The sequence below is a fragment of the Tissierella praeacuta genome (assembly GCF_040396155.1).
GTDB lineage: Bacteria > Bacillota > Clostridia > Tissierellales > Tissierellaceae > Tissierella > Tissierella praeacuta_A.
The window spans coordinates 1-23,916 of sequence record NZ_JBEBOY010000041.1 but is presented as its reverse complement, the minus strand read 5'-3'; the positions used below and the strand labels follow the sequence as shown (position 1 = coordinate 23,916).

At 31.8% G+C, this 23,916-nt stretch carries 23 protein-coding genes and 1 pseudogene; 5 read left to right on the top strand and 19 right to left on the bottom strand.

All coding sequences use genetic code 11. From position 1 onward, the window contains the following. Window positions 1–13 precede the first annotated feature (13 nt). The gene (locus tag ABWP20_RS15405; RefSeq protein ID WP_353096984.1) at window positions 14–736 is read right to left on the bottom strand and encodes a GntR family transcriptional regulator; all 723 of its coding nucleotides are present in this window, start codon (window positions 734–736) and stop codon (window positions 14–16) included. A 210-nt stretch (window positions 737–946) separates the two neighbouring features. On the opposite strand from ABWP20_RS15405, the gene mnmA reads away from it, so the two are divergent. Further along, on the top strand, window positions 947–2,080 hold the full coding sequence (gene mnmA, locus ABWP20_RS15400) for a tRNA 2-thiouridine(34) synthase MnmA (RefSeq protein WP_353096992.1): 1,134 nt from the start codon (window positions 947–949) through the stop codon (window positions 2,078–2,080). 43 nt (window positions 2,081–2,123) lie between these two features. Here the strand turns inward: mnmA and ABWP20_RS15395 are convergent, their stop codons facing one another. The 12 genes and pseudogenes from ABWP20_RS15395 to ABWP20_RS15340 all read right to left on the bottom strand — a co-directional run bounded on the left by ABWP20_RS15395 (window position 2,124) and on the right by ABWP20_RS15340 (window position 12,941). Next, complete coding sequence (locus ABWP20_RS15395; protein ID WP_353096991.1) at window positions 2,124–2,570, bottom strand: MOSC domain-containing protein; 447 nt, start codon at window positions 2,568–2,570, stop codon at window positions 2,124–2,126. A 3-nt stretch (window positions 2,571–2,573) separates the two neighbouring features. After that, a pseudogene (moaC, locus tag ABWP20_RS15390) lies at window positions 2,574–3,026 on the bottom strand (cyclic pyranopterin monophosphate synthase MoaC); the annotation flags it as partial. A gap of 3 nt (window positions 3,027–3,029) precedes the next feature. Then, window positions 3,030–3,986 (bottom strand): GTP 3',8-cyclase MoaA, encoded by a 957-nt coding sequence (gene moaA, locus ABWP20_RS15385; RefSeq protein WP_353096983.1) that lies wholly within the window; start codon window positions 3,984–3,986, stop codon window positions 3,030–3,032. Next, complete coding sequence (gene tatC, locus ABWP20_RS15380; RefSeq protein ID WP_353096982.1) at window positions 3,987–4,706, bottom strand: twin-arginine translocase subunit TatC; 720 nt, start codon at window positions 4,704–4,706, stop codon at window positions 3,987–3,989. An 83-nt stretch (window positions 4,707–4,789) separates the two neighbouring features. Then, window positions 4,790–4,924: a twin-arginine translocase TatA/TatE family subunit gene (locus ABWP20_RS15375; protein WP_353096981.1), complete on the bottom strand. Its 135-nt coding sequence runs from the start codon at window positions 4,922–4,924 to the stop codon at window positions 4,790–4,792. Window positions 4,925–4,944: 20 nt separating this feature from the next. Further along, the gene (mobB, locus tag ABWP20_RS15370) at window positions 4,945–5,436 is read right to left on the bottom strand and encodes a molybdopterin-guanine dinucleotide biosynthesis protein B (RefSeq protein ID WP_353096980.1); all 492 of its coding nucleotides are present in this window, start codon (window positions 5,434–5,436) and stop codon (window positions 4,945–4,947) included. A gap of 1 nt (window position 5,437) precedes the next feature. Continuing rightward, entirely contained in the window at window positions 5,438–6,670 is a 1,233-nt protein-coding gene (locus ABWP20_RS15365) for a molybdopterin molybdotransferase MoeA (RefSeq protein WP_353096979.1), read from the bottom strand. A 12-nt stretch (window positions 6,671–6,682) separates the two neighbouring features. Beyond that, window positions 6,683–7,705 (bottom strand): molybdopterin-binding protein, encoded by a 1,023-nt coding sequence (locus tag ABWP20_RS15360; protein ID WP_353096978.1) that lies wholly within the window; start codon window positions 7,703–7,705, stop codon window positions 6,683–6,685. Window positions 7,706–7,830: 125 nt separating this feature from the next. After that, on the bottom strand, window positions 7,831–8,982 hold the full coding sequence (locus ABWP20_RS15355; protein ID WP_353096976.1) for a 4Fe-4S binding protein: 1,152 nt from the start codon (window positions 8,980–8,982) through the stop codon (window positions 7,831–7,833). Between the two features lie 170 nt (window positions 8,983–9,152). After that, on the bottom strand, window positions 9,153–9,731 hold the full coding sequence (locus tag ABWP20_RS15350; protein ID WP_353096974.1) for a DMSO/selenate family reductase complex B subunit: 579 nt from the start codon (window positions 9,729–9,731) through the stop codon (window positions 9,153–9,155). Between the two features lie 29 nt (window positions 9,732–9,760). Next, window positions 9,761–12,145 (bottom strand): DMSO/selenate family reductase complex A subunit, encoded by a 2,385-nt coding sequence (locus ABWP20_RS15345; protein WP_353096972.1) that lies wholly within the window; start codon window positions 12,143–12,145, stop codon window positions 9,761–9,763. A 79-nt stretch (window positions 12,146–12,224) separates the two neighbouring features. Continuing rightward, on the bottom strand, window positions 12,225–12,941 hold the full coding sequence (locus ABWP20_RS15340; protein ID WP_353096970.1) for a TorD/DmsD family molecular chaperone: 717 nt from the start codon (window positions 12,939–12,941) through the stop codon (window positions 12,225–12,227). 386 nt (window positions 12,942–13,327) lie between these two features. On the opposite strand from ABWP20_RS15340, the gene ABWP20_RS15335 reads away from it, so the two are divergent. The 4 genes from ABWP20_RS15335 (at window position 13,328) to ABWP20_RS15320 (ending at window position 16,413) form a co-directional block, all read left to right on the top strand. Then, the gene (locus tag ABWP20_RS15335; protein WP_353096969.1) at window positions 13,328–13,690 is read left to right on the top strand and encodes a winged helix-turn-helix domain-containing protein; all 363 of its coding nucleotides are present in this window, start codon (window positions 13,328–13,330) and stop codon (window positions 13,688–13,690) included. Between the two features lie 130 nt (window positions 13,691–13,820). Continuing rightward, window positions 13,821–14,669 (top strand): molybdate ABC transporter substrate-binding protein, encoded by an 849-nt coding sequence (gene modA / locus ABWP20_RS15330; protein WP_353096968.1) that lies wholly within the window; start codon window positions 13,821–13,823, stop codon window positions 14,667–14,669. Between the two features lie 17 nt (window positions 14,670–14,686). Then, a complete protein-coding gene (gene modB / locus ABWP20_RS15325) occupies window positions 14,687–15,361 on the top strand; it encodes a molybdate ABC transporter permease subunit (protein WP_353096966.1) in 675 nt (224 codons plus the stop codon). Between the two features lie 77 nt (window positions 15,362–15,438). Further along, the gene (locus tag ABWP20_RS15320; protein ID WP_353096964.1) at window positions 15,439–16,413 is read left to right on the top strand and encodes a sulfate/molybdate ABC transporter ATP-binding protein; all 975 of its coding nucleotides are present in this window, start codon (window positions 15,439–15,441) and stop codon (window positions 16,411–16,413) included. Between the two features lie 31 nt (window positions 16,414–16,444). Here ABWP20_RS15320 and mobA read toward each other — a convergent pair whose 3' ends face one another. The 6 genes from mobA to ABWP20_RS15290 are packed head-to-tail and all read right to left on the bottom strand — an operon-like array spanning window position 16,445 to window position 23,582. Further along, window positions 16,445–17,044 (bottom strand): molybdenum cofactor guanylyltransferase, encoded by a 600-nt coding sequence (gene mobA, locus ABWP20_RS15315; RefSeq protein WP_353096962.1) that lies wholly within the window; start codon window positions 17,042–17,044, stop codon window positions 16,445–16,447. A gap of 10 nt (window positions 17,045–17,054) precedes the next feature. Further along, window positions 17,055–17,546, bottom strand: coding sequence for a MogA/MoaB family molybdenum cofactor biosynthesis protein (locus ABWP20_RS15310; protein WP_353096961.1), 492 nt, complete (start codon window positions 17,544–17,546; stop codon window positions 17,055–17,057). Window positions 17,547–17,568: 22 nt separating this feature from the next. Then, the gene (gene fdhF / locus ABWP20_RS15305; RefSeq protein WP_353096959.1) at window positions 17,569–20,241 is read right to left on the bottom strand and encodes a formate dehydrogenase subunit alpha; all 2,673 of its coding nucleotides are present in this window, start codon (window positions 20,239–20,241) and stop codon (window positions 17,569–17,571) included. Between the two features lie 4 nt (window positions 20,242–20,245). Then, window positions 20,246–21,175 carry an NADH-quinone oxidoreductase subunit G gene (locus ABWP20_RS15300; protein WP_353096958.1) on the bottom strand — a complete coding sequence of 310 codons (930 nt, stop codon included), beginning with the start codon at window positions 21,173–21,175 and terminating at the stop codon, window positions 20,246–20,248. 15 nt (window positions 21,176–21,190) lie between these two features. Further along, entirely contained in the window at window positions 21,191–23,080 is a 1,890-nt protein-coding gene (locus ABWP20_RS15295) for an NADH-ubiquinone oxidoreductase-F iron-sulfur binding region domain-containing protein (protein WP_353096957.1), read from the bottom strand. Between the two features lie 16 nt (window positions 23,081–23,096). Beyond that, on the bottom strand, window positions 23,097–23,582 hold the full coding sequence (locus tag ABWP20_RS15290) for an NADH-quinone oxidoreductase subunit NuoE family protein (RefSeq protein ID WP_353096955.1): 486 nt from the start codon (window positions 23,580–23,582) through the stop codon (window positions 23,097–23,099). Window positions 23,583–23,916 lie beyond the last annotated feature (334 nt).

Genomic DNA, 23,916 nt, shown 5'->3' with positions numbered 1-23,916 from the left:
CCATAAAATCCTTTTATACTCTCGGCATACTTGCAAAAAACACATATTTTGCCCCTATGTAATAGCTTTCAACAAAATATAATGGTTTCTTATTATCGGTGTATACAACACATTTCATTTTCAACATTGGTGAATCTTTTTTTATTTTTAAATGATGGCTATATTCTTTAGGGCATCCTTCAGCTTCCAAATATAGATTTCCATAATCCAATTTCAAATTATAATGTTCTTCATAAATTTTATATAAAGAAGTATCACTATAAACTAGTTTATCTAAATCAGGACATAACCTTTCAGACACATAAGATATTTCATAGCACATAGGCTCATTATTAGCCAATCTTAATCGTTCAACCCTATAAACCTTTTCATCATCTATTATTTCAAGATAGTCTTTTACCTTGCCATTAGGTGTTTCAAGACTAAGATTTAATATTTTGCTAGATGGTACTAACCCCATATATATCATCTGCTCTGAAAAACTTTCTAAAGAAGTAAGTTTATATCTAGACTTAGGATTATTTACAAATGTACCTTTTCCTGCCTGCCTATGGACATATCCCTCTTGTGCTAATTTCTGCAATGATTTTCTAATGGTATCTCTACTTACATTATACTCCTCCATAAGCTCATACTCTGATGGTAATTGAATTCCTTCTAGCCATATATTATTTTCAATATTTTCCTTAAACTTATTATATAACTGTATATATAAGAATTCTTTTTTCTCTGTCAATTTTCACACCCACTTTATATCCTAATAAAATACCCTACTTGATATCTTGAAAACACCAGTGGATTATATAATATTATAATGCCATATGTTTGTCAATAATTGTATATATTGTCAACACTATAGTAAAATATCGAATTCATTTCTTCTAATTCCTCTCTAATAAATATATTAAAAAGAGAAAATACTATGATATAATATTGATATGAAAATATAAGTAGTAAAAAGGAGAAAATCATGGCAGAAAAAGTAATATTAGGTATGAGTGGAGGAGTTGATTCATCGGTTTCTGCTTTATTACTTAAAGAAGCAGGTTATGATGTTATTGGACTCTTTATGAAAAACTGGAATGAGAAAGATGAAAGCGGTGTATGTACAGCCACAGCTGATGCTGATGATGCTAGGGAAGTAGCTAACCAATTAGATATTCCATTTTACACTATAAATTTTGAAAAAGAATATTGGGATAGAGTATTTACTTATTTCTTAGATGAATACAAAAAAGGAAGAACTCCAAACCCAGATATTATGTGTAATCAAGAGATAAAGTTTAATGCATTTTTAGATTATGCTTTAAATTTAGAGGGAGATTATATAGCTATGGGTCATTATGCACAAGTGGAAAAAAGATCCGATGGCTATTATCTTATTAGAGGAAAAGATAATAATAAAGACCAATCCTACTTTTTATCGAGAATAGGACAAAAAGCTCTTTCTAAGACAATATTCCCTATAGGTCATTTAGAAAAAAAGGAAGTTAGACATCTTGCAGAAAAACACAATTTATATACTGCTAAAAAGAAAGATTCTACTGGAATTTGCTTTATAGGTGAAAGGGATTTTGATGAGTTCTTAGATAAATATCTTTTGGCAAAAGAGGGAGATATTATAGATGTAGAGGGAAGTAGAATAGGCAGACATAGCGGACTTATTCATTATACATTGGGACAAAGGAAAGGAATAGGTATTGGAGGAGTTGGAACAGGAGAACCTTGGTTTGTCGTTGGAAAGAATATAAAGGAAAACATACTTTATGTAGCCCAAGGAGATAACAATCCTGCACTTTATTCCACTTCACTAATTGGAGAATCACCTTCTTGGATATTAGAAAAAACTCCAGATATGCCCTTAAAATGTACAGCAAAATTTAGATATAGACAGTCTGATATACCTGTAACTGTCAATATATTGGAAAATGGAAAACTTCATATAAAATACGATAACCCTGTAAAGGCAGTAACCCCCGGTCAAGCAGCAGTATTATATAAAGATGAAGTGTGTCTTGGCTCTTGCATTATAGAGTCCATAGAACCATTGGATAAAAAATATCTATATTTAAATATCTAAAAATAAGTATCAAAAATGGTAACCATTTTTGATACTTATTTTTCTATATTACCTTTATAATATCTCCTTCTTTAATAAGTCCGCCTTTTAGAACCTTAGTAAAAATTCCTTCCTTGGGCATCACGCATTTACCAACCTTTTGAGCTATTGCACATCCTGTATGACATTCCTTACCTATTTGAGTAACCTCTTGTATTGTTTCTCCTATGATTAACTTTGTACCTACTGGAAGCTCATAAAGAGTTATCCCCTCAGTAGTTATGTTTTCTGCAAAATCTCCTGATACTAAGCCATCCACACCTTGTTCTTCCATTTTTTCAAAGCTTTCAACGCCTAAAAGGCTTACTTGTCTATGCCAATTTCCTGCATGAGCATCATTTTCTAATCCAAAATCTTCAATAAATAGTCCTTCCTTTATTGGCTCCTTAACTACTCCTTTTTTATCTGAAATATTTATGGATACCACTCTGCCTTTTACTTCTTTACTCACATAATCACCTGTTTTTCCACCTGTTTTCTTAATAAGCCTTACACCTTCAATTACCATATCCTTATCAACAGCCTTACTCATATCATATATAGTTAAACAAGCAAGAGATACAGCGGTCAATGCCTCCATCTCAACTCCAGTTTTACCTACAGTCTTTACCTCAGATTCAACCTCAATAGCATCATCTAATACATTAAATCTAATATCTGCACCTGTGAGAGATATATTATGACACATTGGAATTAAATCACTGGTTTTCTTAGCTCCCATTATTCCGCCTATTTGGGCTACAGATAAGACATCACCTTTTTTTATAAGCCCCTCCTTAATTTTTTGGATGGTTTCTCTTTTCATCCTAATTCTTCCTCTTGCTATTGCCTTTCTCCTAGTATCTTCTTTTTCTCCAACTTCAACCATATGGGCTCTTCCATATTCATTAAAATGTGTAAATTCCATTGTTTATCCCCCTATTTGATTCATATTTCTACTTATATATTTTCCATCTTCTAGATGGTGAGATTCTTCTTTCTGGCTTATAGAGTCAATTATTAATTTCTTTATATCTTGCCCATTTTTTAGTGCTTCCCTTATATCTATCTCTCTATTAGAGTGAAGGCATAATTTCAGTTGTCCCTTAGATGTTAATCTTACCCTATTGCAGTTAGCACAAAATTTACATGATATGGGATTTATTATACCTATCTTTCCTTTTCCTTTAAGCAGCTTATAATATACTGCTGGTGAAGACTTATCTTCCCTTGGGATAGGTATCAACTCCTTGACCTTCTCTAATATAATATCGTTAGAAATAAATTTTTCTTTAGCCCATCCTGCCGCTTCTCCTATTGGCATTAATTCTATAAATCTTAAATCAATCTCCTCTTTTTCAGTTAGTTCCACAAAAGAATCTATCTCATTATCATTAAATCCACCTATGAGTACAGTATTTATTTTTATTGGGGTTAAGCCTACATTTTTTGCCTCTTCTATACCTTCTAAAACATTTTTAAGTTTCCCACCTCTAGTAATTAGCCCATATTTCTTTTCGTCCATAGTATCTAAACTTATATTTACTCTTTTTAGACCAGCTTCCTTTAATTCCTTAGCATATTCTTTAAGAAGCAATCCATTTGTAGTCATAGCTAAATCTTTAACTCCATCAAGTTTGGATACTTTAGATATTAAATCTATTATACCTTTCCTTACAAGGGGTTCCCCCCCAGTAAATCTTATTTTATTTACACCTAATTCTACAAAACTTTTTGTTATTTCGTATACTTCTTCTAATGTCAACATTTCTTCATGAGAAAATTTAGAAACTCCCTTTTCTGGCATACAATATTTACACCTTAAATTACACCTATCTGTCAGGGAAATTCTAAGATAGTTTATTTCTCTTCCAAAAGAATCTTTCATCTAATCACCTTTTTTATTTTTTCGTTTTCCAATGCCAGCAGAAACCCATATACTAAACTCATATAAAAACACCATTGGTAAAGCCAATAATATTTGTGATACAACATCTGGTGGTGTTAGTATAGCCGCTAAAATAAATATTAATAAAATTACTACTTTTCTATATTTCTTCAATGTTTTTGCAGTAATAAGATTCAATTGTGTTAATAATATTATCAATAATGGTAATTCAAACACTAATCCAAATGAAAATAACATTGAAGAAACAAAACTTAAATAGCTATCAAAAGAAAATAATGGAGTTATCTGCTTCATAGAAACTTGAGTAAAAAAATCTATAGTTAGTGGAATTATTACTAAATATGCAAATGTCACACCTATTAAGAAAAACATTATACCCATATATAAAGAAAAGAGCAAATACCTACGTTCATTTCTTTTAAGTCCTGGTTTTACAAATAACCATATTTGCATTAAACTTATTGGTGAAGAAATTATTATTCCAACTATTACAGCAATTTTAATATAGGCTACAAAGAGTTCTGGTGGACTTAGATAAATAAATTCCAATTTTTTTGCAGGCTTAACTATATATTCAACCATTATATCAATATATTTATAACCTAAAAAAGAGCCTAATATTATAGCTATAAAAATTATAATAATTCTTTTTCTTAACTCACTCAAATGCTCTACAAGAGTAAGCTGTTTATCTTCCATAAAATACCCTCCTAAAGTCGATTGTCTCTATCTATTCCTTATCCTTATTATCTACATCAACCTTTTCACCTTCAGATATTTTATTAGCGTGATTTTTGAACTTCTCCTATTACACTACCAAAAGCCTTTCCTATTTTAGGCAATTTTGATGGTCCAAAAACTACTAAAGCAATTCCAAGAATTAATACTAATTCTGTTGCCCCTATTTTACCAAACATATCTATCCTCCTTACTAATACTATTTCCTTAAAAATTTTTCTTCTATAAGATTTACTATATCCAATGTCTGATCAAAATTAAATTGCGGTATATTATTCTTTAATGGAAAATCTGTAACTATTCCAAATAATTCATCCTCTTTTGAAATAAGATTTTCTGAAATAGCCTTTCTAACTACTTCTAACTTAAGCTTATTCTCTTTTTTATATCCTTCAGTTATAATAATATCTACATCTTGAATTTGGCCAATTATATTATCTAATTCTATTTCTTTCTCTAGCTTCTCTACTTTAGCCATTTTAACTGGAGAGGATATAATAACAATATCTGCTCCTGCTTGTCCATGTTTCCATGTATCCTTTCCTGGCTGGTCTATTTCAAAATCACCCATATGATGCTTTATTGTTGCCACTTTATATCCTCTGTTTTTCAGTTCTTCTATTATCTTACAAATAATAGTAGTTTTCCCTGTATTGGACTTACTTCCAACAATCGAAAATACAGGTATCATTTTATTCTACCTCCGGATAATTTAATATCTCAACTTCTATCTTATCTCCATTTTTATAAGGACCAGTACCAGCCTTTATATAAAATAATGAGTTAGTACCTGATAAGGATGATAAAATTCCCGAACTATGCTTGCTAGGAAGTTTAGTAAAAAATTCTCCATCTCTATAATAAGTTATAGCCCTAACATATCTATTTTGATTGCTTACTTTAGTAAACTGGCTTTCCAATGTTGATTTTACTTTCATTAAATTGTATTTATTTTTTCCCATAAATCTAAGTATAGTTGGTCTTACAAACTTTTCAAATGTTATACTTGCTGCTGCAGGATTACCAGATAATCCAAATATTAATTTATCTTCATATTTTGCCACTGCAATAGGTGTTCCTGGCTTCATACTTACTTTCCAAAATAGAATTTCTCCTCCTATTTCTTGAAAAGCCTCTTTAACTAAATCTGCATCCCCTACAGAAACCCCACCAGTTGTTATGACCATATCTGCTAATTCTAAACTAGACTTTAATTTATCTTTTATATCTTTGATTTTGTCATTACACATTCCCAATATTATAGGCTCTCCGCCTAGTTTCTTAACTTGTGCTGCTATAGTATAGGAGTTACTATTTCTGATTTTTCCCTCTTTAGGTATCTGGTCAATATCTACTAATTCATCTCCAGTGGCTAAAATAGCTATTTTAGGCTTCGAATAAATTTTCACCATAGTTCGTCCTAATGTTGCCAATATTCCTATATCAGCTGCACCAATAATATGCCCCTTCTTAAGAACCATATCTCCAACTTCTATATCTTCTCCCATTTTTACAATATTTGAATTGGGCTTAATATAGTTAAATATTTTAACTTCTTTATCTGTAAATTCAGTATCCTCATACTTAATTATAATATTTGCACCTTCAGGTATCTTAGCTCCTGTCATAATCCTTATAGCTTGGCCGTTTTCTATTTTCTTAGAACTTACATATCCCGCTGGAATAAAGTCTATTACCTCAAGAACTACAGGATTTTCTTTACTTGCATCTTTTATGTCTTCAGATTTTAGAGCATATCCATCAAGAGGCGACCTATCAAATGGAGGCATATTAATATCAGATATTATATCCTCTCCTAGAACATATCCTAAACTCTCTAATATTTTAATATCTATTATACTTGTCTTTATATCTTGACTCAAAAGTATTTCATTTGCCTTCTCTATAGATATATTAGTTAGCAATTTTCTTCCTCCTTAATTCTTTCCAAAATGACAATCTGGGAAAGTACAGACATTGCAGCTTAAACATTGACCTCCATAACCTAATCTTGTAATGTCTTTACGTGAAATATCCTCTCCTGCAAATACCCTTGGCAGCAATAAATCAAATGCTGTAGTATGCGCAAACATTACACATCCCGGAAGTCCCATTAAAGGAATATTATCTAAATAAGATAAAAGCAACATAGCTCCAGGCAGTACTGGAGTACCATATGATACTATATTAGCTCCTGTTGACTTAATTGCACCGGGAGTTTTATCATCTGGGTCCACTGACATTCCACCTGTAACTACTATGAATTCTGCTCCCATATCTTTGGATTTAATTATCTCATCTTTAATTATCTCTAATTCATCTGGAACTATGGTTTTATAGAAGATCTCTGAATCAAAGGAATTAATTTTACTCTCTATAACTGGTCCAAATTTATCTTCAATTCTACCTTTATATACTTCGGAACCAGTAATAATTAATGCAGTTTTTAACTTTTTAAAGGGTTTAACCTCAAATATTGGTCCTTTCTCCCTAAGGATCTTTTCTGCCATATTAATTTTTTCCTTTTCAATAGTTAGAGGAATTACTCTAAATCCACCTATTAAATGTCCTTCTTCAATTAGTCTATTTCCATGTATAGTAGCTAAAATCATATCTCCCAAATCATTTATTTCATCTAGTACTTCTCTATTTATTTTTAATAATCCCTTATGTTTTGGCATTACATTAACTTTGCCTTCTTTTGGTTCAGTAAAATAAATCCCATCACCACAAATTAATTTTCCCACAGCTATGGCTGCATCATCTTCATGGAGCATATTTTCATCCATTTCAAAAATATATATATGCTCTTTTCCTATTCTAAGAAGCCTCTCTATATCTGATTCCTGTATAATATGCCCTTTCTTAAATGCTACTCCCTTAAACTCACCTGGCACTATTTCCGTTATATCATGACCTAATACCATACCAACAGCTTCTTCTACCTTTACTACCTTCATCTTAGTCACCTCTTGGATAAGTTTATATTAATTTTTTTATCATTTGAAAATTTAATAATATCTTAAATATTTTAATTATATCACAATAAAATATCTATTGTCTCTTTAAACTACTTACCAATTTTTCATATTTTTTTCTTATTGCTTTTGCCAGATTTTATACAGGATAAACAGAACTTAGTAGTTTCACTGGATGTAATTATCTGATTACATCCAATACATTTTCGCTTAGTACCTTTAGTAAGCATCTCCGGTTCTATTGATATAAAATCATTTAAACTCTTAGATTTCAATTTTAATGATTTATAATAGCAAACTTCAGTACATAGTCCACAGCCAGTACAAGCTTCCTTTATTAAAAATATCTCTATATCATTTCCTTCTTCTTTATATTTTAATGCTCCCATGGGACAAAGGAGTACACAAGCCTTGCAAAAATTACATACTCCCTCTAAATATGGTTTGGAATAATCCATCATTTCAATATCATCTAATCCTTTGTTTTTTTCTTCATTAAAAATTGTAATTAATATTGGATATTTTGAAGCCGTTGGATTTTGAACTACTTTTCTTGACTTTTTTTCTTCATCATTAGATCCTAATATGTATTTAATTATGGAATTAGGTAATTTTCTAGCTGATTTAAAAGCTGAAACTAAAAATTCTCTTCTCTCATCATCAATGGTTATATCATTCGATATTTTATTTTTCTTGATCTCTGGTATAGTCTCAACATGTTTTATAGAGTTACCTAATAGATTTAAAGCTTTCTCAATTTTTCTCACTTTCTCCATATTGTCTAAATAAAGTTTAACACCATTTTCTACTACACATTTTTGACATATATCTTGGGAAAAAACCATATTTGTTTCAAAAGGTAAAATATCTATACCTAATATAAACTCCAAGGTCAAACTTCCCAAACAAGGCACTATGAAAATATTATTTGATATATTATTGTTTTTTCTACAAGTTAATGCTACCTTACTATTTATTTTTCCACTTTGTTTTATATGATTATATAGATTTAATTCTGTTGGTTCCTGAATAGATATAGCTCCATTGGGGCAAGCTGATGCACAAAGACCACATTGAATACAGTTATCCTTAAAATTAATCTCCGAGTTTTCAATATTTATTCCATCTGTTGGACAGGAATCAATGCATTTACTACATTTACTTAAAGGAGAACGTACTTTTGAACAACGTTGCTCATTTATAAATATTGGTCCCATCCTAGATGTAACAGCATCTACTATTCTTTCAATTTTTAGCATTTTTATCTCTCCATATTAGTTGAATAATTCTACAATAATTTACAAAATGTCTTTATCTATGATAGTATTGTATGTATTTTACTTTGTCAACAAACTAATCAATTTAATAATTAAATAGTTAAAGAACAAGGCACTAATATTAGTACCTTGTTCTTATGTTATTATAATTTTTAGCCTTTATTAGCATCTCTATGAGGAACGATTACAATAGAAGGCTTTGTTGTAGGTTCTGGTATACCAACTGTAGTATTAATATTTCCATACTTTTTCCTTAATTCTTCAATATTATCATAATGTAAAGCTCTCACTGGACATGAACCTACACATGCTGGATCTTTACCTTGTATTATTAAATCTACACAAAAATCACATTTTCCCATTTTCTTTTCATCTGGATTAAATGTTGGAGCACCATATGGACATGCCTGTTCACAAGCACGACACCCTATACATACTTCCTTATTAACTAAGACAATACCGTCATCTTTTCTTTTATACATAGCTCCTGTTGGACAGGCTTCAACACATGCCGCATTTTCACAATGATTACAAGCCATAGAAGTAAAATACGAAAATACATCATGACTTATTCCATTTCCTTCTTTTTTATAGTCTCCTCCATTAACCTCAGTAACTTTTCGAAACAATTGTCCTAAATCCAAATCATTTTTATCTTTACATGCAACTTGACATGCCTTACATCCCATACATATATTTTGTTCTATACAAAATCCTAACTGTTTAACCATAATAACTCCCCCTATCTCAAAAACTTTATTTAAGCTTTTTCTACTTGAATTAAATTTGTATGCTGTGGATTACCTTTTGCAAGAGGAGTAGGTCTATGGGTTGTTAGAGTATTTATACTGCCTCTAATATCCACTCCCTCTTCGTTAGGTGTCCACCAAGCTCCTTGGGGAATACTTGTGACTCCAGGTATGATTCTATTTGTAACCTTAGCTGGTAATTGAACTATTCCACGATCATTAAATGCTTTAACCATATCTCCATCTTTAATATTTCTTTTATCCGCATCAATAGGATTAATCCAAATTGACTGTGGTTCTACTTCTTCACCCCATGGATTATTATCATGGATAGAGTGACAGCGTCTCTTAATATGATGTCCTATACATTGCAACGGATATTTTTTAGTAAGTGGATCCTCTGGTCCTTCCCAAGATGAAATATACTTTGGTATTGCAGGAATTTCTTTTGGATCCTTCATATCATATAATCTCTGAGAAAATATTTCTATTTTTCCTGATGGAGTTGGGAATGGATTGTTTTCTGGATCATCTATTTGTTCTTTAAATGCTACATATGGTTCATCATAAGACCATTTGTATATTCCTCTCTTCTTGAATTCCTCATAGCTTGGAAATTCAGGATATTTTTCTTGAATTCCTTCTACTACCCATTTACACCAATCTTCCATTGTTTCTTTACCTTCAGTGAATTCATCCTTTATTCCTAATTTATCTGCTACTTCAACTAACCAATCATATTCAGATCTACATTCAAATGGAGGTTCTACAACTTTGTTAGCATAAACAACAAAATCACCATTAGCCCAAGGTGTAGAAATATTATTTCTTTCAAAGAAAGTATCTCCAGGAAGTAAAATATCTGCAAACTTAGCACTAGGAGTCATAAATATATCACTAACTACAATGAATTCTACTTTGCTTTCATCTGACAATATCTCGGCAGTTTTATTACAGTCAGAATGTTGATTTATTAAAGCATTACCTGCTAAGTTAAGTATCATTTTTATATTGCTAGGAAGTTTATCAACTCCTCTTACACCATCTTTGGAGGTCATTTTAGTTCCTCTAACAATTGCATCTGTCCACATAAATACAGATATCTTTCCGGCAAATGGATTTTCAGGTACCGAAACACTTGGGATACTTTGTCTTCCTGCATATCCAGAACCTGATGCCCAGCCACCATTTATACCTACATTACCTGTCATAGCAGCTAATAATGTTCCTGATCTAACTGTTTGTTCCCCATAAGCATGTCTTTGAGGTCCCCATCCTTGAATTAAGGCCGCTGGCTTCGTAGTAGCATATTTTTTTGCTAACTTTACAATAGTATCTGCTGGAACCTTTGAAATCTTTTCTGCCCAGTCTGGTGTCTTAGGCATTCCATCTTTTTCTCCTAAAACATAAGACTTATAGGATTCTTTACCATCAATACCTTTTGGCATATGTTCTGCATCAAATCCTATAGCATATTTATCTAGGAATTTTTGATCATGCAAATTTTCTGTAATCATTACATAAGCCATGGCATCCATTACAGCACTATCAGTTCCTGGAAGTAATGGAATCCATTCGTCAGCTAATGAAACTGCTGTATCACTATATCTTGGGTCTACAACAATTATCTTAGCTCCAGCTTCCTTTGCTCTCCTTAAATGATACATTGTAGTACCAAAAACAGTCTCTGCTGGATTATGTCCCCATAGTATAATGAGTTTAGAATTTACCCAATCATCAGGAGTATTTCCAGTGCTTCCTGTTCCATAAGTATAAGGAGTAGCCGTAGCAGTAGCTGCTGTACTGTAAGTATTATAAAAATCTAAAAAACCAACATCTAGTGCTAATAGCCTTTTACCTAAGTTCATTGCCTGTATACAAGCATTATAGCCCCAAGCATAATTTACATATCTAGATGCAGGTCCATATTTCTCTTTAATTCTCTTAGCTTCACTTGCAATAGTATCTATTGCTTCTTCCCAGGAAATCCTTTCAAATTTACCTTCTCCTCTTTTTCCTACTCTTTTCATTGGGTATTTTAATCTATCTGGATGAAAGTAGGTTTGACGATAAGCTCTTCCTCTAACACAAGCTCTTATTTGTGGTGTCTTAGGATCATCTGATTCCTCATCGGTACTAAGTCTTATTACCACACCATCTTTGACATGTGCCTTTATTACACATCTACCTCCACAATTATTAGTTCCTGCTGTAGGTATTACAGAGACTCCTTCTTCAATTTTTATTTCTGGTTCTGCGTCATCACTTAATCCTGCTTCTTCTTCCTTTAACGCCTTAGGGGTACATCCTGTTAAAGCTAAAGCACCGCCTGCTAGAGCACTAATCTTTAAAAAAGCCCTACGTGATAAACTTAATTTTTCTGCTAAACTTGACATCTTAATTCCCCCTTATTTCTCAAGGTAGTATTATATAATATCTTTAATTAAATATAATAAAACATTACTAATCATTGATTTATAACAAAGTATCAAAACTGGATATTATATCTTCTAATAATTCTCTATCCATCTTTACATACTCTACAAGAAACAATCCTATACCCTTATAAAAAGGTTCCTCTGTATTATCAGTTAATTTATTAGAAAATTCATCAATCCAAACTAAAGGATGTCTATCTAAAAATTCTTTCTGTCCTATAGTAATATTTTTAAACTCATCTATACTACCTTCTCCCAATGATCTAATACTCTTATTTATTAAAATAGACATGAATTCTAACTCAAATCCAATATGATCATCTGGTTCTTTATTTATTTTTGTTGTAACTACTTTCCATCTTTTATAAAACTCTCTTACTGCTAAAGTATGTTCATCAAATATGATTTTTTCTTTACTTAAATATACGGATTCCCATGGTGGTACATGTACATGTCCTGGTCCTATAAAGAGTCTATTATATTCTGAATTCAATTTATCAATTTGCTTTTTAGTTAGGTTATCTACATTTCCTATAAATTGTGACAATAAATATATTCCCTGATTATGATCCTCCATACCTTCTCCTAATTGTTCAAATATCTTAGTCTTTGATGCTTCTCTAAATCTATCTATATCAGGTTCCATATAAAAAGATTTCCCTAAAAAATCATATAACCATTGTCTAGTTGATAAAATATTTTTCAATTCAATAATTTCTGTATCATTAATTTCGAGATCTGTTTTTTTTGACATAGCTATCCTCCTCTACGATAACATCTTTTTTAATTATTATGAACATTATGAGTCTTGGTTAGTGAATAAATTATATAAGGATTAAATAAGAAAGGATTAAAATATTATATAATATGAATGTCGAATTTTTTCATTTTATATCAAATTATATCAAACACCCTATTTTCAGTCAATTGTATATATGATTTAATGGGCTTTTCGCAAAATTGTGGTAACTAGGTCCCTCTATTTGAAAATTGTATTAATTAATTTATATAATCGTAGGTTTTATATAAATTTGATTAGCTGGCATACCCACTTATTTAGACAGTTTTTATAGTTGCAATCATAGTATATCTGTATTATAATTAGTTTAATTATAGTTTGAAGGATTGGAAGTTGATTATATGAACTTTAACTCTTATGAAGATTTAAGTTATAATGCCAAAGTTAAGATAGTATTTAACAACTCCGCATTTGGACCTGGAATTGCAAGAATCATGAGTCTTGTAAAAGAAACAAATAAATTATCAGAAGCTTATAAAGTCATGGGACTTTCCCCTAGTAAGGGCTGGAAAATCATTAAACGGGTGGAGGAAGAATTAGGCTTCCCTTTATTTGTTTCTGTAGTCGGTGGCAAAGGTGGAGGAAAATCTGAGCTTACAGCAGAAGGAGAAGATTTATTATTTAGATATGAATCTTTTGTTAATGAATTGAATATAGAAGCAGAAAAGCTTTTTCACAAATATTTTTCTTCAAAGTTGTTCTAAATTTAGTCGTCCTTCGGGACGATTAAAAAAGCCTTCCGTTACTCTCAATTGAGATATTAGCTTTGCAATTTAATCATCAAATAAAACAGGAAATCCTGTTATTATAAATATAATCAAGGAGGAAATTCAAATGAAAATCAAAAAGTTTTTAGTTTTATTTCTTGTATGTATCTTAGCTACTACTCCAATGATTGGATGTAGTAAAGATAAGGCTGATACGCCAAATGACAATGCTATTGTAGATGCGAATAAGGAAAATGAAAATGAACAAGAAGAATCAAAAGAAGAAGTCGAGTTACTTATTTCAGCTGCTGCAAGTTTAACTGATGTGTTAAATGAATTATCAGAGGTATATAAGACAGTAGAACCTGAAACAACACTTAACTTCACATTTGGAAGTTCTGGAGCTTTACAAGCTCAAATAGAAGAAGGGGCACCTGTTGATATATTTATGTCAGCGGCTCAAAAACAAATGAAAGCCTTAGACGAAGGCGGACATATATTAGATGGAACAATTAAGACTTTATTATTAAATAAAGTAGTACTTATTACTCCAAAGGATGGAGAAATTGAAATTAAATCCTTTGAAGATTTAACTAAAGACGAAATCAAGAAAATTGCCATAGGTGATCCTGCAAATGTTCCTGTAGGTCAATATAGTGAGGAAATATTTAACAGTCTAAATATTTCGGACAAGCTTAACTCAAAACTTGTATTAGGCAATGATGTTAGAACAGTACTTACTTGGGTAGAAAGCGGAGAAGTTGACTGCGGTATAGTTTATGCAACAGATGCATTTACATCAGATAGTATTAATATAATTACAGAAGCTCCTGAAGGAAGCCACAAAGAAGTTAGCTACCCTGTAGCAGTAGTTAAAGATAGTAAAAACCCTGACAGAGCTAAGGAATTTTTAGATTTCTTATCTACAGATAAAGCTACTGAATTATTTGAAAAATATGGTTTCTCAATGAAATAGAAATGGACTGAGGATATATGAATTATTCCCCTTTATTGATATCATTAAAAGCAGCAATTATTGCAACTATTATGACCTTTATTTCTGGAATCTATATTGCATATTTAACTACTAAACTAAAAAAATTTAAAGGGTTAGTGGATGGGTTTTTAACCCTTCCACTAGTATTGCCACCTACTGTTGTGGGTTTTTTCTTACTTGTTCTTTTGGGGAAAAATAGCCTTATTGGAAAGTTATTAGCAGTATACGATATTTCAATTGTATTCTCTAGCACTGCAACTATTATAGCTTCCACTGTAGTATCTTTCCCTTTAATGTATAGAACAGCAAGAGGTGCATTTGAGCAGTTAGATAGAAATATGATTTATGTTGCTAAAACCTTAGGTTTATCTGAGCATAAAATATTTTTAAGAATAATGTTACCTAATAGCCTTCCTAGCATAATTGCTGGAACTATTTTAGCATTTGCAAGAGCCTTAGGTGAATTTGGTGCTACTATTATGCTAGCAGGAAATATTCCTGGAAAAACTCAAACCATGGCTGTTGCAGTTTACAGTGCTGTTCAAGCAGGAAATAGAACTCTTGCCTATAAATGGGTTGCCGTCATGGTTACAATATCATTTATAACCATATTAATAATGAATAAGTTTGAAGGCTTACAATTTAGTAAAGTAGGGAAGGGAGGTAATTAATTATTCTTTATGCCAATATAAAAAAGAAATTTGGAGATTTTGTACTCAATATAGAATTTGAAACAAAAAAAGAAACTTTGGCCCTATTAGGAGCCTCCGGTTGTGGAAAAAGCATGACATTGAAATGTATAGCTGGAATTGAAACACCAGATGAAGGACAAATCATATTAAATGATAAAATACTCTTTGATAGCAAGAAGAAAATAAATTTATTACCTCGAGATAGAAAAGTAGGTTTGTTATTTCAAAACTATGCTCTTTTCCCTAATATGACTTTAGAGAAAAATATAGCTATTGCAGTTCCTAAAAATCGCCAGAATAAATCTGAAATCATAAAAGATATAATTAACTCTTTTTCCTTAGAAGGATTGGAAAATAATTATCCCCATCAACTATCTGGCGGACAGCAGCAAAGAGTGGCCTTAGCAAGAATGCTAGTAAATGAACCTAAGATTCTAATGTTAGATGAACCATTTTCCGCTTTAGATGAACATTTAAGATGGCAAATGGAAAAGGAACTTATTGATATCTTAAAAAAACATAATGGCAGTACACTATATGTTTCTCACAATAAGGATGAAGTCTATAGAATATGTGATAAAATAGCAGTATTTAACAATGGGAAAATAGAAGAGATTAATAATAGGGAAGAACTGTTTAATAATCCTGGGACTCTTAATACTGCAACATTAATAGGCTGCAGAAATATTTCAAGAGCCAAGAAAGTCTCTAAAAATACGGTCTATGCCTTGGATTGGGATTTGGAATTAGTATGTAATAGGATCATTAAGGATAATATTAAATATATTGGTATACACACTCAATATATTAATCTTCATCCTAATGATGAATTTACAAATACCTTTAAATTAGATATAGCAGATATCATTCCAAACCTGCATTCTTCTACTATAGTATTAAGTAATAATGGAATTTCTAAATCTCCAATATATATGAAGGTTTTGGAAGAAGATTTTCATAAAAATGATTTATATATTGGTAAATCAATTTATGTGAATTTTAATATAGAAAGACTTTTATTATTATACTAAAATAAAAATGTTGGAAATTATTCCAACATTTTTACTCATTATAATATAGAAGAAAATCTTCTAAATCTTCTTTAGTATTTAGATTTTTAAATATTTCCTTATTTGAACTAAATTTTATGAATTCAGATTCCCTTACATAATGAGTGTTTAATTTAGTAATTAAAGAATTTATAGACCTTCTATTAGATAATAAATGTTTTTCAATATCTTTTATTATTCCTTTAGAATAGAATCCATGTAATGGCTCTATATTGTTTTTGTTTAGCGTTACACAAGCATCAATCTCTTTATCATTAATTATTTCTCTCATATATCTTATATATTCCATATTGATATTGGGCATATCGCAAGCAATTACAAATGAATATTCTGATGATGCTTCCATAAGACCTGAATGTATACCTCCTAGTGGACCCATTTCCTTAAATATATCTGTTCGTATTTTCTGGCTAAATCCACTATATTCCTCAGGCTTATTAGTTACAATAATGACTTCATCAAATTCCTCTTCTAACTTTTTTATTACTAAATTCATAAGTCTCTTTTCATTTATCTTTAAAAATTGCTTATCAAATCCCATTCTTGAGCTTTTTCCGCCTGCTAATATTATAGCTGTTCCAAATTTCTTCATAATCCTAACCCTATTTTCTAGCACATTCAGAGGCTTTTCCTGTTAGGATTTCAAGACCATGATGAACACTATCTAATATATAATCTAAAGATTCCTTTACTGCCTTTGGACTGCCAGGCAAATTTATTATCAAAGTTTTATTTCTTATTCCTGAAACTGCCCTAGATAACATTGCCCTTGGTGTAATACTAAGACTATAATATCTTATGGCCTCAGCTATTCCATTTGCCATTCTATCACAAGCTCTAATTGTAGCCTCAGGGGTTACATCTCTTTTACTAAATCCTGTTCCCCCAGTAGTTAATATTAAATCCACCTTTAGATTATCTGCCATATTAACTATTTCATTATATATAGTATCTTCTTCATCGGGAATTATAATCTTATTTACTACAGTATAACCCTTACTTCCCACCATTTCAGATATTATTTCCCCAGATTTATCTTCTCTTTCTCCTATGGAGCTTTTATCACTTGCTGTTATTATTCCAACTTTAAACACAACAATCACTCCTAATTAGTCTTTAAACCTTCTCAACTTTTACAGCTGAAATCTTATATTCTGCTGTTTTTGTAATAGGGTCAAAAGCTGAATTTGTTAGTTCATTTACAGGTGACTCCTTATAATGGAATGTCATAAACATCATTCCCGGTTTAACCTTATCAGTTATTGTCACTCTTGTTAATATAGAACCACGTTTAGAAGTTACTCTTACAAACTCTTCCTCTTTTACTCCTATTTTTTCTGCATCTATAGGATTTACCTCCGCAAGTTCATGAGGCCTTATATCATCTAATTTCTTAGAATGTCTAGTCATTATATTATAATGATATAACATTCTACCTGTTGAAAGAAGTATTGGATATTCTTCACATACAAGCTCTGCCGGCGCCTCATACTCAACTGGAATCATCCATCCCTTTCCTCTTGGGAATGCTCCTTTATGAAGATATTGTGTTCCTGGATGATCTTCTGTTGGACATGGCCATTGCAATCCTACTTTGTCTATCCTTCTATAAGTTATACCCCTATAACTAGGTGTTGTTTTTCTTATTTCATTGAATATTTCTTCGGCATCTTTATAATCAAATCCACTAGCACCCAATCCCTTTGCTACATCAGATAAGATTTTCCAATCCAATCTACATTCTCCTGGTGCCTCTACAGCCTTTCTAACTCTCTGTACCCTTCTTTCTGTATTTGTAAATGTGCCATCTTTCTCTGCATAAGAGGTAGCTGGAAGTATAACATCGGCAAATTTAGCTGTTTCAGTTAGGAATAAATCCTGTACTACAAGGAAATCTAAATTAGACAAAGATTTCTTAACATGATTTGCATCTGGGTCTGTTAAAACTGGATCTTCTCCCATGATATACATTGCCTTAACATTTCCCACCAAAGCTTCATCTAACATCTCTGGTATTCTAAGTCCATTATTAGGATTTAATTCTATATTCCAAACTTCCTCAAAGAATTTTCTATTTTTCTCATCTATTACATTTTGATATCCTGGATAGGTATTAGGAAGAGCTCCCATATCACATGCCCCTTGAACATTGTTTTGTCCACGCAATGGATTTATTCCTGAATTTTCTATACCAAGATGGCCTGTAATCATAGCAAGGTTTGCAAGGTTCATAACATTTGCAGTTCCTGTAGTATGCTCTGTTATTCCCAATGTATAGAATATACCTGCCTTTTTAGTACTTGTATATAGTTTAGCAGTTTCATATAACATTTCCTCAGATATCCCTGTTATTCTAGATACTACTTCTGGGGGATATTTTTCTATTATATCTTTCACTTGATCAAAACCTGTACAACGACTCTCTATAAATTCCTTATCATGCCAATTTTCTTTAACTATAATATGCATTAACCCATTTATCAAAGCCGCATCTGTTCCAGAGTTTAAAGGCAGCCATATCTTAGCCATCTCTGCTAATTCAGTACGTCGTGGGTCTATTACTATAAGTTTTGAACCATTTCTAACTGCCTTTTTCATCTTATTTCCGATTATTGGATGAGCTTCTGTAGCATTAGAACCTATTATAAATAATACTTCATTGCCTTCTATTTCCGATATGGCATTTGTCATGGCTCCACTTCCTAATGTTGTTGCAAGACCTGCAACTGTAGGGGCGTGTCAGGTTCTGGCACAGTGATCCACATTATTAGTTCCTATGGCAACTCTCATCATCTTTTGGAATACGAAATTATCCTCATTTACGCAGCGTGCAGAACTTAATCCAGCCACTGAATCTGGACCATATTCTTCTTTTGCTTTTCTAAGATTGTTCACTACTAAGTCCATTGCTTCTTCCCAACTAGACTCTACAAATTCTCCATTTTTCTTTATTAAAGGCTTAGTTAATCTATCTGGACTATTTATAAAATCTATATGATATCTTCCCTTTACACAAAGGGATTTTCCATTTACTGGTGAGTCAGGATTTGGAGTTACTCCTACTACTTTTCCGTCTTTAACATTTAAGTCAAAGTTGCAACCTGTACCACAAAATGGACATGTAGTACGAACTTTCTTAACTTCCCAAGGCCTTATACCTTTCAATTGCTTATTTACAAGCGCCCCTGTAGGACATGCAGTTATACATTGACCGCATAATCTACAATTCTTATAGTCAATAGGGTTATCAAAACCAGTTGTTATCTTAGATTTAAAACCTCTCCCAGTAAAATCAATGGCGGATGTAACTTGAATTTCCTTACACACCCTTACACATTTTCCGCATAAGATACATTTACTTTGATCTCTTTCCATAACAGGGTTTAAGCTATCTATTGCATACTTCTTTACTTCTCCTTTATAAGAACCTTCCTTTATTCCATACCTATAGCATAAATCTTGAAGTCCGCACTCTCCAGATTTTTCGCAAGTTAAGCAGTCTTGGGGATGATTTGAATATAGTAAGTCTAAAATTTCTCTACGTGTTTTAACCACTCTTTCAGACTCTGTATTTACGACCATTCCTTCTCTTACCTTAGCTGAGCATGATGCTACAAGCTTGTTAGATCCTTCTACTTCTACAACACATAGTCTACATCCTCCAAATGGAGAAAGTTCCTTATCATAACATAGAGTAGGTATATCTATTCCATTTTCTCTAGCAGCTTCTAATATTGAGATTCCATCATTTACTGTAATCTCTCTTCCATTCATAGTAAGTGTAACCATTTTCTCACCTCTCAACCTTTTCTATCTTCTCCATTATATCAGCTAATCCTAAGGTCTTTGACCAACTAGATTCTACAAATTTATTTCCTAACTTTCTATAAGGTTTATCTGGGTTTTCTAATTGCATTAACTCCGTAGTCAATCTTCCCTTTAAACATAAAGGTCTACCATTAGCAGGTGATTTTGCTCTTACTGCAATTTTCTTTTTATTTTTAGATAATACTTCAAATTCGCAGCCATATTGGCATACCTTGCAATTTACAGTCTTAACTTCTGTCTCCCATACTCTTACTTTTCCCATTAGTCTTTTGTCTACTAAAGCTCCTACAGGGCAGACAGTTACACATCTATTACAGGATATGCATTTTGATGTTTCAAATGTTTGATCTGCATCTAAAACTATTTTAGTATCATATCCTCTTTCTGCAAATGATAAAACTTTTCTATCATCCATTTGATTACAAGTTCTAACACATTTTCCGCATAAAATACATTTACTATTATCCTTTAATATATATGGGCTTGATGTATCCATAAGTTTTGGTCTAGTAGCACCATCATGTTTCCTAAACTTAACATTATATCTATATGAATATCTTTGTAATAAACATTCTCCTGCTTTTTGACAAGTTAAACAATCATTTGGATGGCTATCTAATAAAAGTTGTAAAATGTTTTTTCTTGCATTTACTACTCTTTCCGTTTCAGTATTTACAACCATCCCTTCCCTAACCTTAACAGAACAGGAGGTTTCAAGTTTTTTTCTTCCTTCTATTTCAACTAAGCATAGTCTACAGGCTGATACTACTTCTAAATTTGGGTCATAACAAAGAGCTGGAATTTCTATACCAAGTTCTTTTGCAGCTTGGATTATAGAATAATCTTCAGGTACTGTTATTTCTTGCCCATCTATTGTAAGATTTACACTTTTCACAGTTTTACCTCCTTTCTATCTCTTAGCTACTGCTCCTATAGGACATACTGACATACAGTTGCCACATTTAATACATTTGCTAGTATCTATTACATGTCTTTCCTTTACTTTTCCATCAATACAAGAAACCGGACAATTTCTAGCACATTTAGTACAGCCTATACATTTATCTGTAATATAATATTCTAAAAGAGCTTGACATGCACCAGCAGGACATTTCTTATCTCTTATATGAGCCTCATATTCATCTCTAAAATATTTTAACGTTGTAATTACTGGGTTAGCCGCTGTCTGACCAAGTCCACATAATGATGCAGAATTAATAGTCTCAGACAGACTCTCTAGTCTTTCTATATCCCCTTCTTCTCCCTTGCCTTCAGTAATTCTCTCCAATATCTCAAGCATTCTCTTAGTACCTTCTCTGCAAGGCACACATTTTCCACAGGACTCTTCAACAGTAAAGTCAAGGAAGAATCTAGCAATATCTACCATACAATTGTCTTCATCCATTACAACCATTCCACCTGAACCCATAATGGAACCTAATTTTCCTAAAGACTCAAAGTCTACTGAGGTATCTAGATATTCAGCAGGTATACATCCGCCTGAAGGTCCTCCTGTTTGTACAGCCTTAAATTTTTTACCATTAGGTATTCCACCGCCTATATCGTATACGATTTCTCTAAGGGTCATACCCATTGGAATTTCGACTAATCCTGTATTTTCAATTTTGCCGCCTAATGCAAAAACTTTAGTTCCTGGAGATTTTTCAGTTCCAATATTTCTAAACCACTCTACTCCTTTTTGGAATATTATTGGTACATTTGCAAGGGTTTCAACATTATTTATAATAGTTGGTTTTTGCCATAGACCTTTATGAGCTGTCCTATGAATCTTAGTTCTTGGCATTCCTCTTCTTCCTTCAATTGATTCCATAAGAGCTGTACCTTCTCCGCATACAAAAGCTCCTGCTCCAAGTCTAAGTTCAATATCAAAATCAAAATCTGTACCTAATATTCCTTTTCCTAATAATCCATATTTTCTAGCCTGTTTTATGGCTACTTCTAATCTCTGTACTGCTATTGGATATTCTGCTCTAACATATACAAATCCTTGACTGGCTCCTACAGCATAACCTGCTATAGCCATGGCTTCCAATACTGAATGAGGATCTCCTTCTAATATTGATCTATCCATAAATGCACCAGGGTCTCCCTCATCTGCATTACATATTATATATTTTTGGTCTGCGTCATATTTATACGCCTCTTCCCATTTCCTACCTGCTGGGAAACCTGCTCCTCCCCTTCCACGAAGGTTAGAATCTTTCATAATATTTATTACTTCTTCTTGAGTCATCTCGGTAATTATTTTTGCTAATGCTGAATACCCATCAAGTGCTATGTATTCTTCTATATCTTCTGGTGCGATTACCCCGCAGTTTCTAAGTGCAATCCTAGTTTGTTTTTTATAGAAATTTACTTCACTAACAGGTTTAACTTTATCTTCTACAAATGATTCCTTAAATAATCTTCTTTTTACTATATGACCTTTTACTAAATGCTCTTCAACAATCTCTTCAACATCATCTAATGTTACATGACTATAGAACACTCCCTCAGGATATATAACTATATTTGGTCCTGATTCACAAAGTCCAAAACATCCTGTAAGTACTACTTGAATTTCTTCTCCTAATCCCTTTTCATTTACCTTATCTTCTATTAATTTTTTTATCTTATCTCCACCACCTGAATGGCAGCCTGTTCCACCACAGACTAAGACATGGTGTTTTTTGAGTCCCTCTGTTTCTTCAATAAATTCCTTACCTAGTTCTGATTGACGAAGTTTTATTCTATTTAAAGCTTCTTCCTTAATTTTGTTTAGTTCATTAATTGTGGTCATATCTTACACCTCCATATTATCTATACTTATCCAATATGCCTTTTACATCTTCAGGTTTTAATCTACCATATACATCATCATTTACTGACAAAACTGGTGCTAGTCCACATGCTCCTATACATCTAGTTGCTGTTAAAGAGAATTTCATATCTGGTGTAGTTTGACCTGATTCAATGCCCAATTCTTCCATAACCTTATTAAGCAAATCTTTAGAGCCTTTTACATAACATGCAGTACCTAAACATACACCAATTTTAAATTCTCCTTTAGGTATTAATGAGAACTGAGAGTAAAAAGTAACAACCCCATATATTTCTGATAACGGAATATTTAATCCCTTAGATATCATTTCTAGAACTTCCACAGGTAAATAACCAAATAATCCTTGTGCTTTTTGCAGTACAGGCATTAAGGCTCCCTGCTTGTCTTCATTTTCTTTAATAAAACCCTTAAATTCTTCAATTTTCTCTTTATTTTTCTCCATATCAAATTTGAACCCCATAAATAACCCTCCTTTTTAATTTTATTTGAAAATAGACAGCAACTATGATGTGCTGTCTATTATAGCATTTTGCCTCTCAACAAAAGTTAATTTTCATATCAATTATTAATTAATATTATTAAACTTTTTTTATTATAGATTTTAATATCATAATTCTATAATATTAAATATATTTTGTCAATATCATTGATTATGTAAACCAAACATGGATATAATCTAATATTTTTTACAAAATTTAGTATTTATCCTAATTTATATAGTATAATTTACATTATAACAATATAAGTCCAGCTAAGAATTGTCAATAAAAGATTTTAAATTATTTAATAGAATG

Coding starts and splice junctions, on each gene's coding strand:
- moaA (WP_353096983.1), bottom strand. CDS start 3,986: ATGAAAGATTCTTTTGGAAGAGAAATAAACTATCTTAGAATTTCCCTG.
- tatC (WP_353096982.1), bottom strand. CDS start 4,706: ATGGAAGATAAACAGCTTACTCTTGTAGAGCATTTGAGTGAGTTAAGA.
- ABWP20_RS15375 (WP_353096981.1), bottom strand. CDS start 4,924: ATGTTTGGTAAAATAGGGGCAACAGAATTAGTATTAATTCTTGGAATT.
- mobB (WP_353096980.1), bottom strand. CDS start 5,436: ATGATACCTGTATTTTCGATTGTTGGAAGTAAGTCCAATACAGGGAAA.
- ABWP20_RS15360 (WP_353096978.1), bottom strand. CDS start 7,705: ATGAAGGTAGTAAAGGTAGAAGAAGCTGTTGGTATGGTATTAGGTCAT.
- ABWP20_RS15355 (WP_353096976.1), bottom strand. CDS start 8,982: ATGCTAAAAATTGAAAGAATAGTAGATGCTGTTACATCTAGGATGGGA.
- ABWP20_RS15350 (WP_353096974.1), bottom strand. CDS start 9,731: ATGGTTAAACAGTTAGGATTTTGTATAGAACAAAATATATGTATGGGA.
- ABWP20_RS15345 (WP_353096972.1), bottom strand. CDS start 12,145: ATGTCAAGTTTAGCAGAAAAATTAAGTTTATCACGTAGGGCTTTTTTA.
- ABWP20_RS15340 (WP_353096970.1), bottom strand. CDS start 12,941: ATGTCAAAAAAAACAGATCTCGAAATTAATGATACAGAAATTATTGAA.
- ABWP20_RS15335 (WP_353096969.1), top strand. CDS start 13,328: ATGAACTTTAACTCTTATGAAGATTTAAGTTATAATGCCAAAGTTAAG.
- modA (WP_353096968.1), top strand. CDS start 13,821: ATGAAAATCAAAAAGTTTTTAGTTTTATTTCTTGTATGTATCTTAGCT.
- modB (WP_353096966.1), top strand. CDS start 14,687: ATGAATTATTCCCCTTTATTGATATCATTAAAAGCAGCAATTATTGCA.
- mobA (WP_353096962.1), bottom strand. CDS start 17,044: ATGAAGAAATTTGGAACAGCTATAATATTAGCAGGCGGAAAAAGCTCA.
- ABWP20_RS15295 (WP_353096957.1), bottom strand. CDS start 23,080: ATGACCACAATTAATGAACTAAACAAAATTAAGGAAGAAGCTTTAAAT.
- ABWP20_RS15290 (WP_353096955.1), bottom strand. CDS start 23,582: ATGGGGTTCAAATTTGATATGGAGAAAAATAAAGAGAAAATTGAAGAA.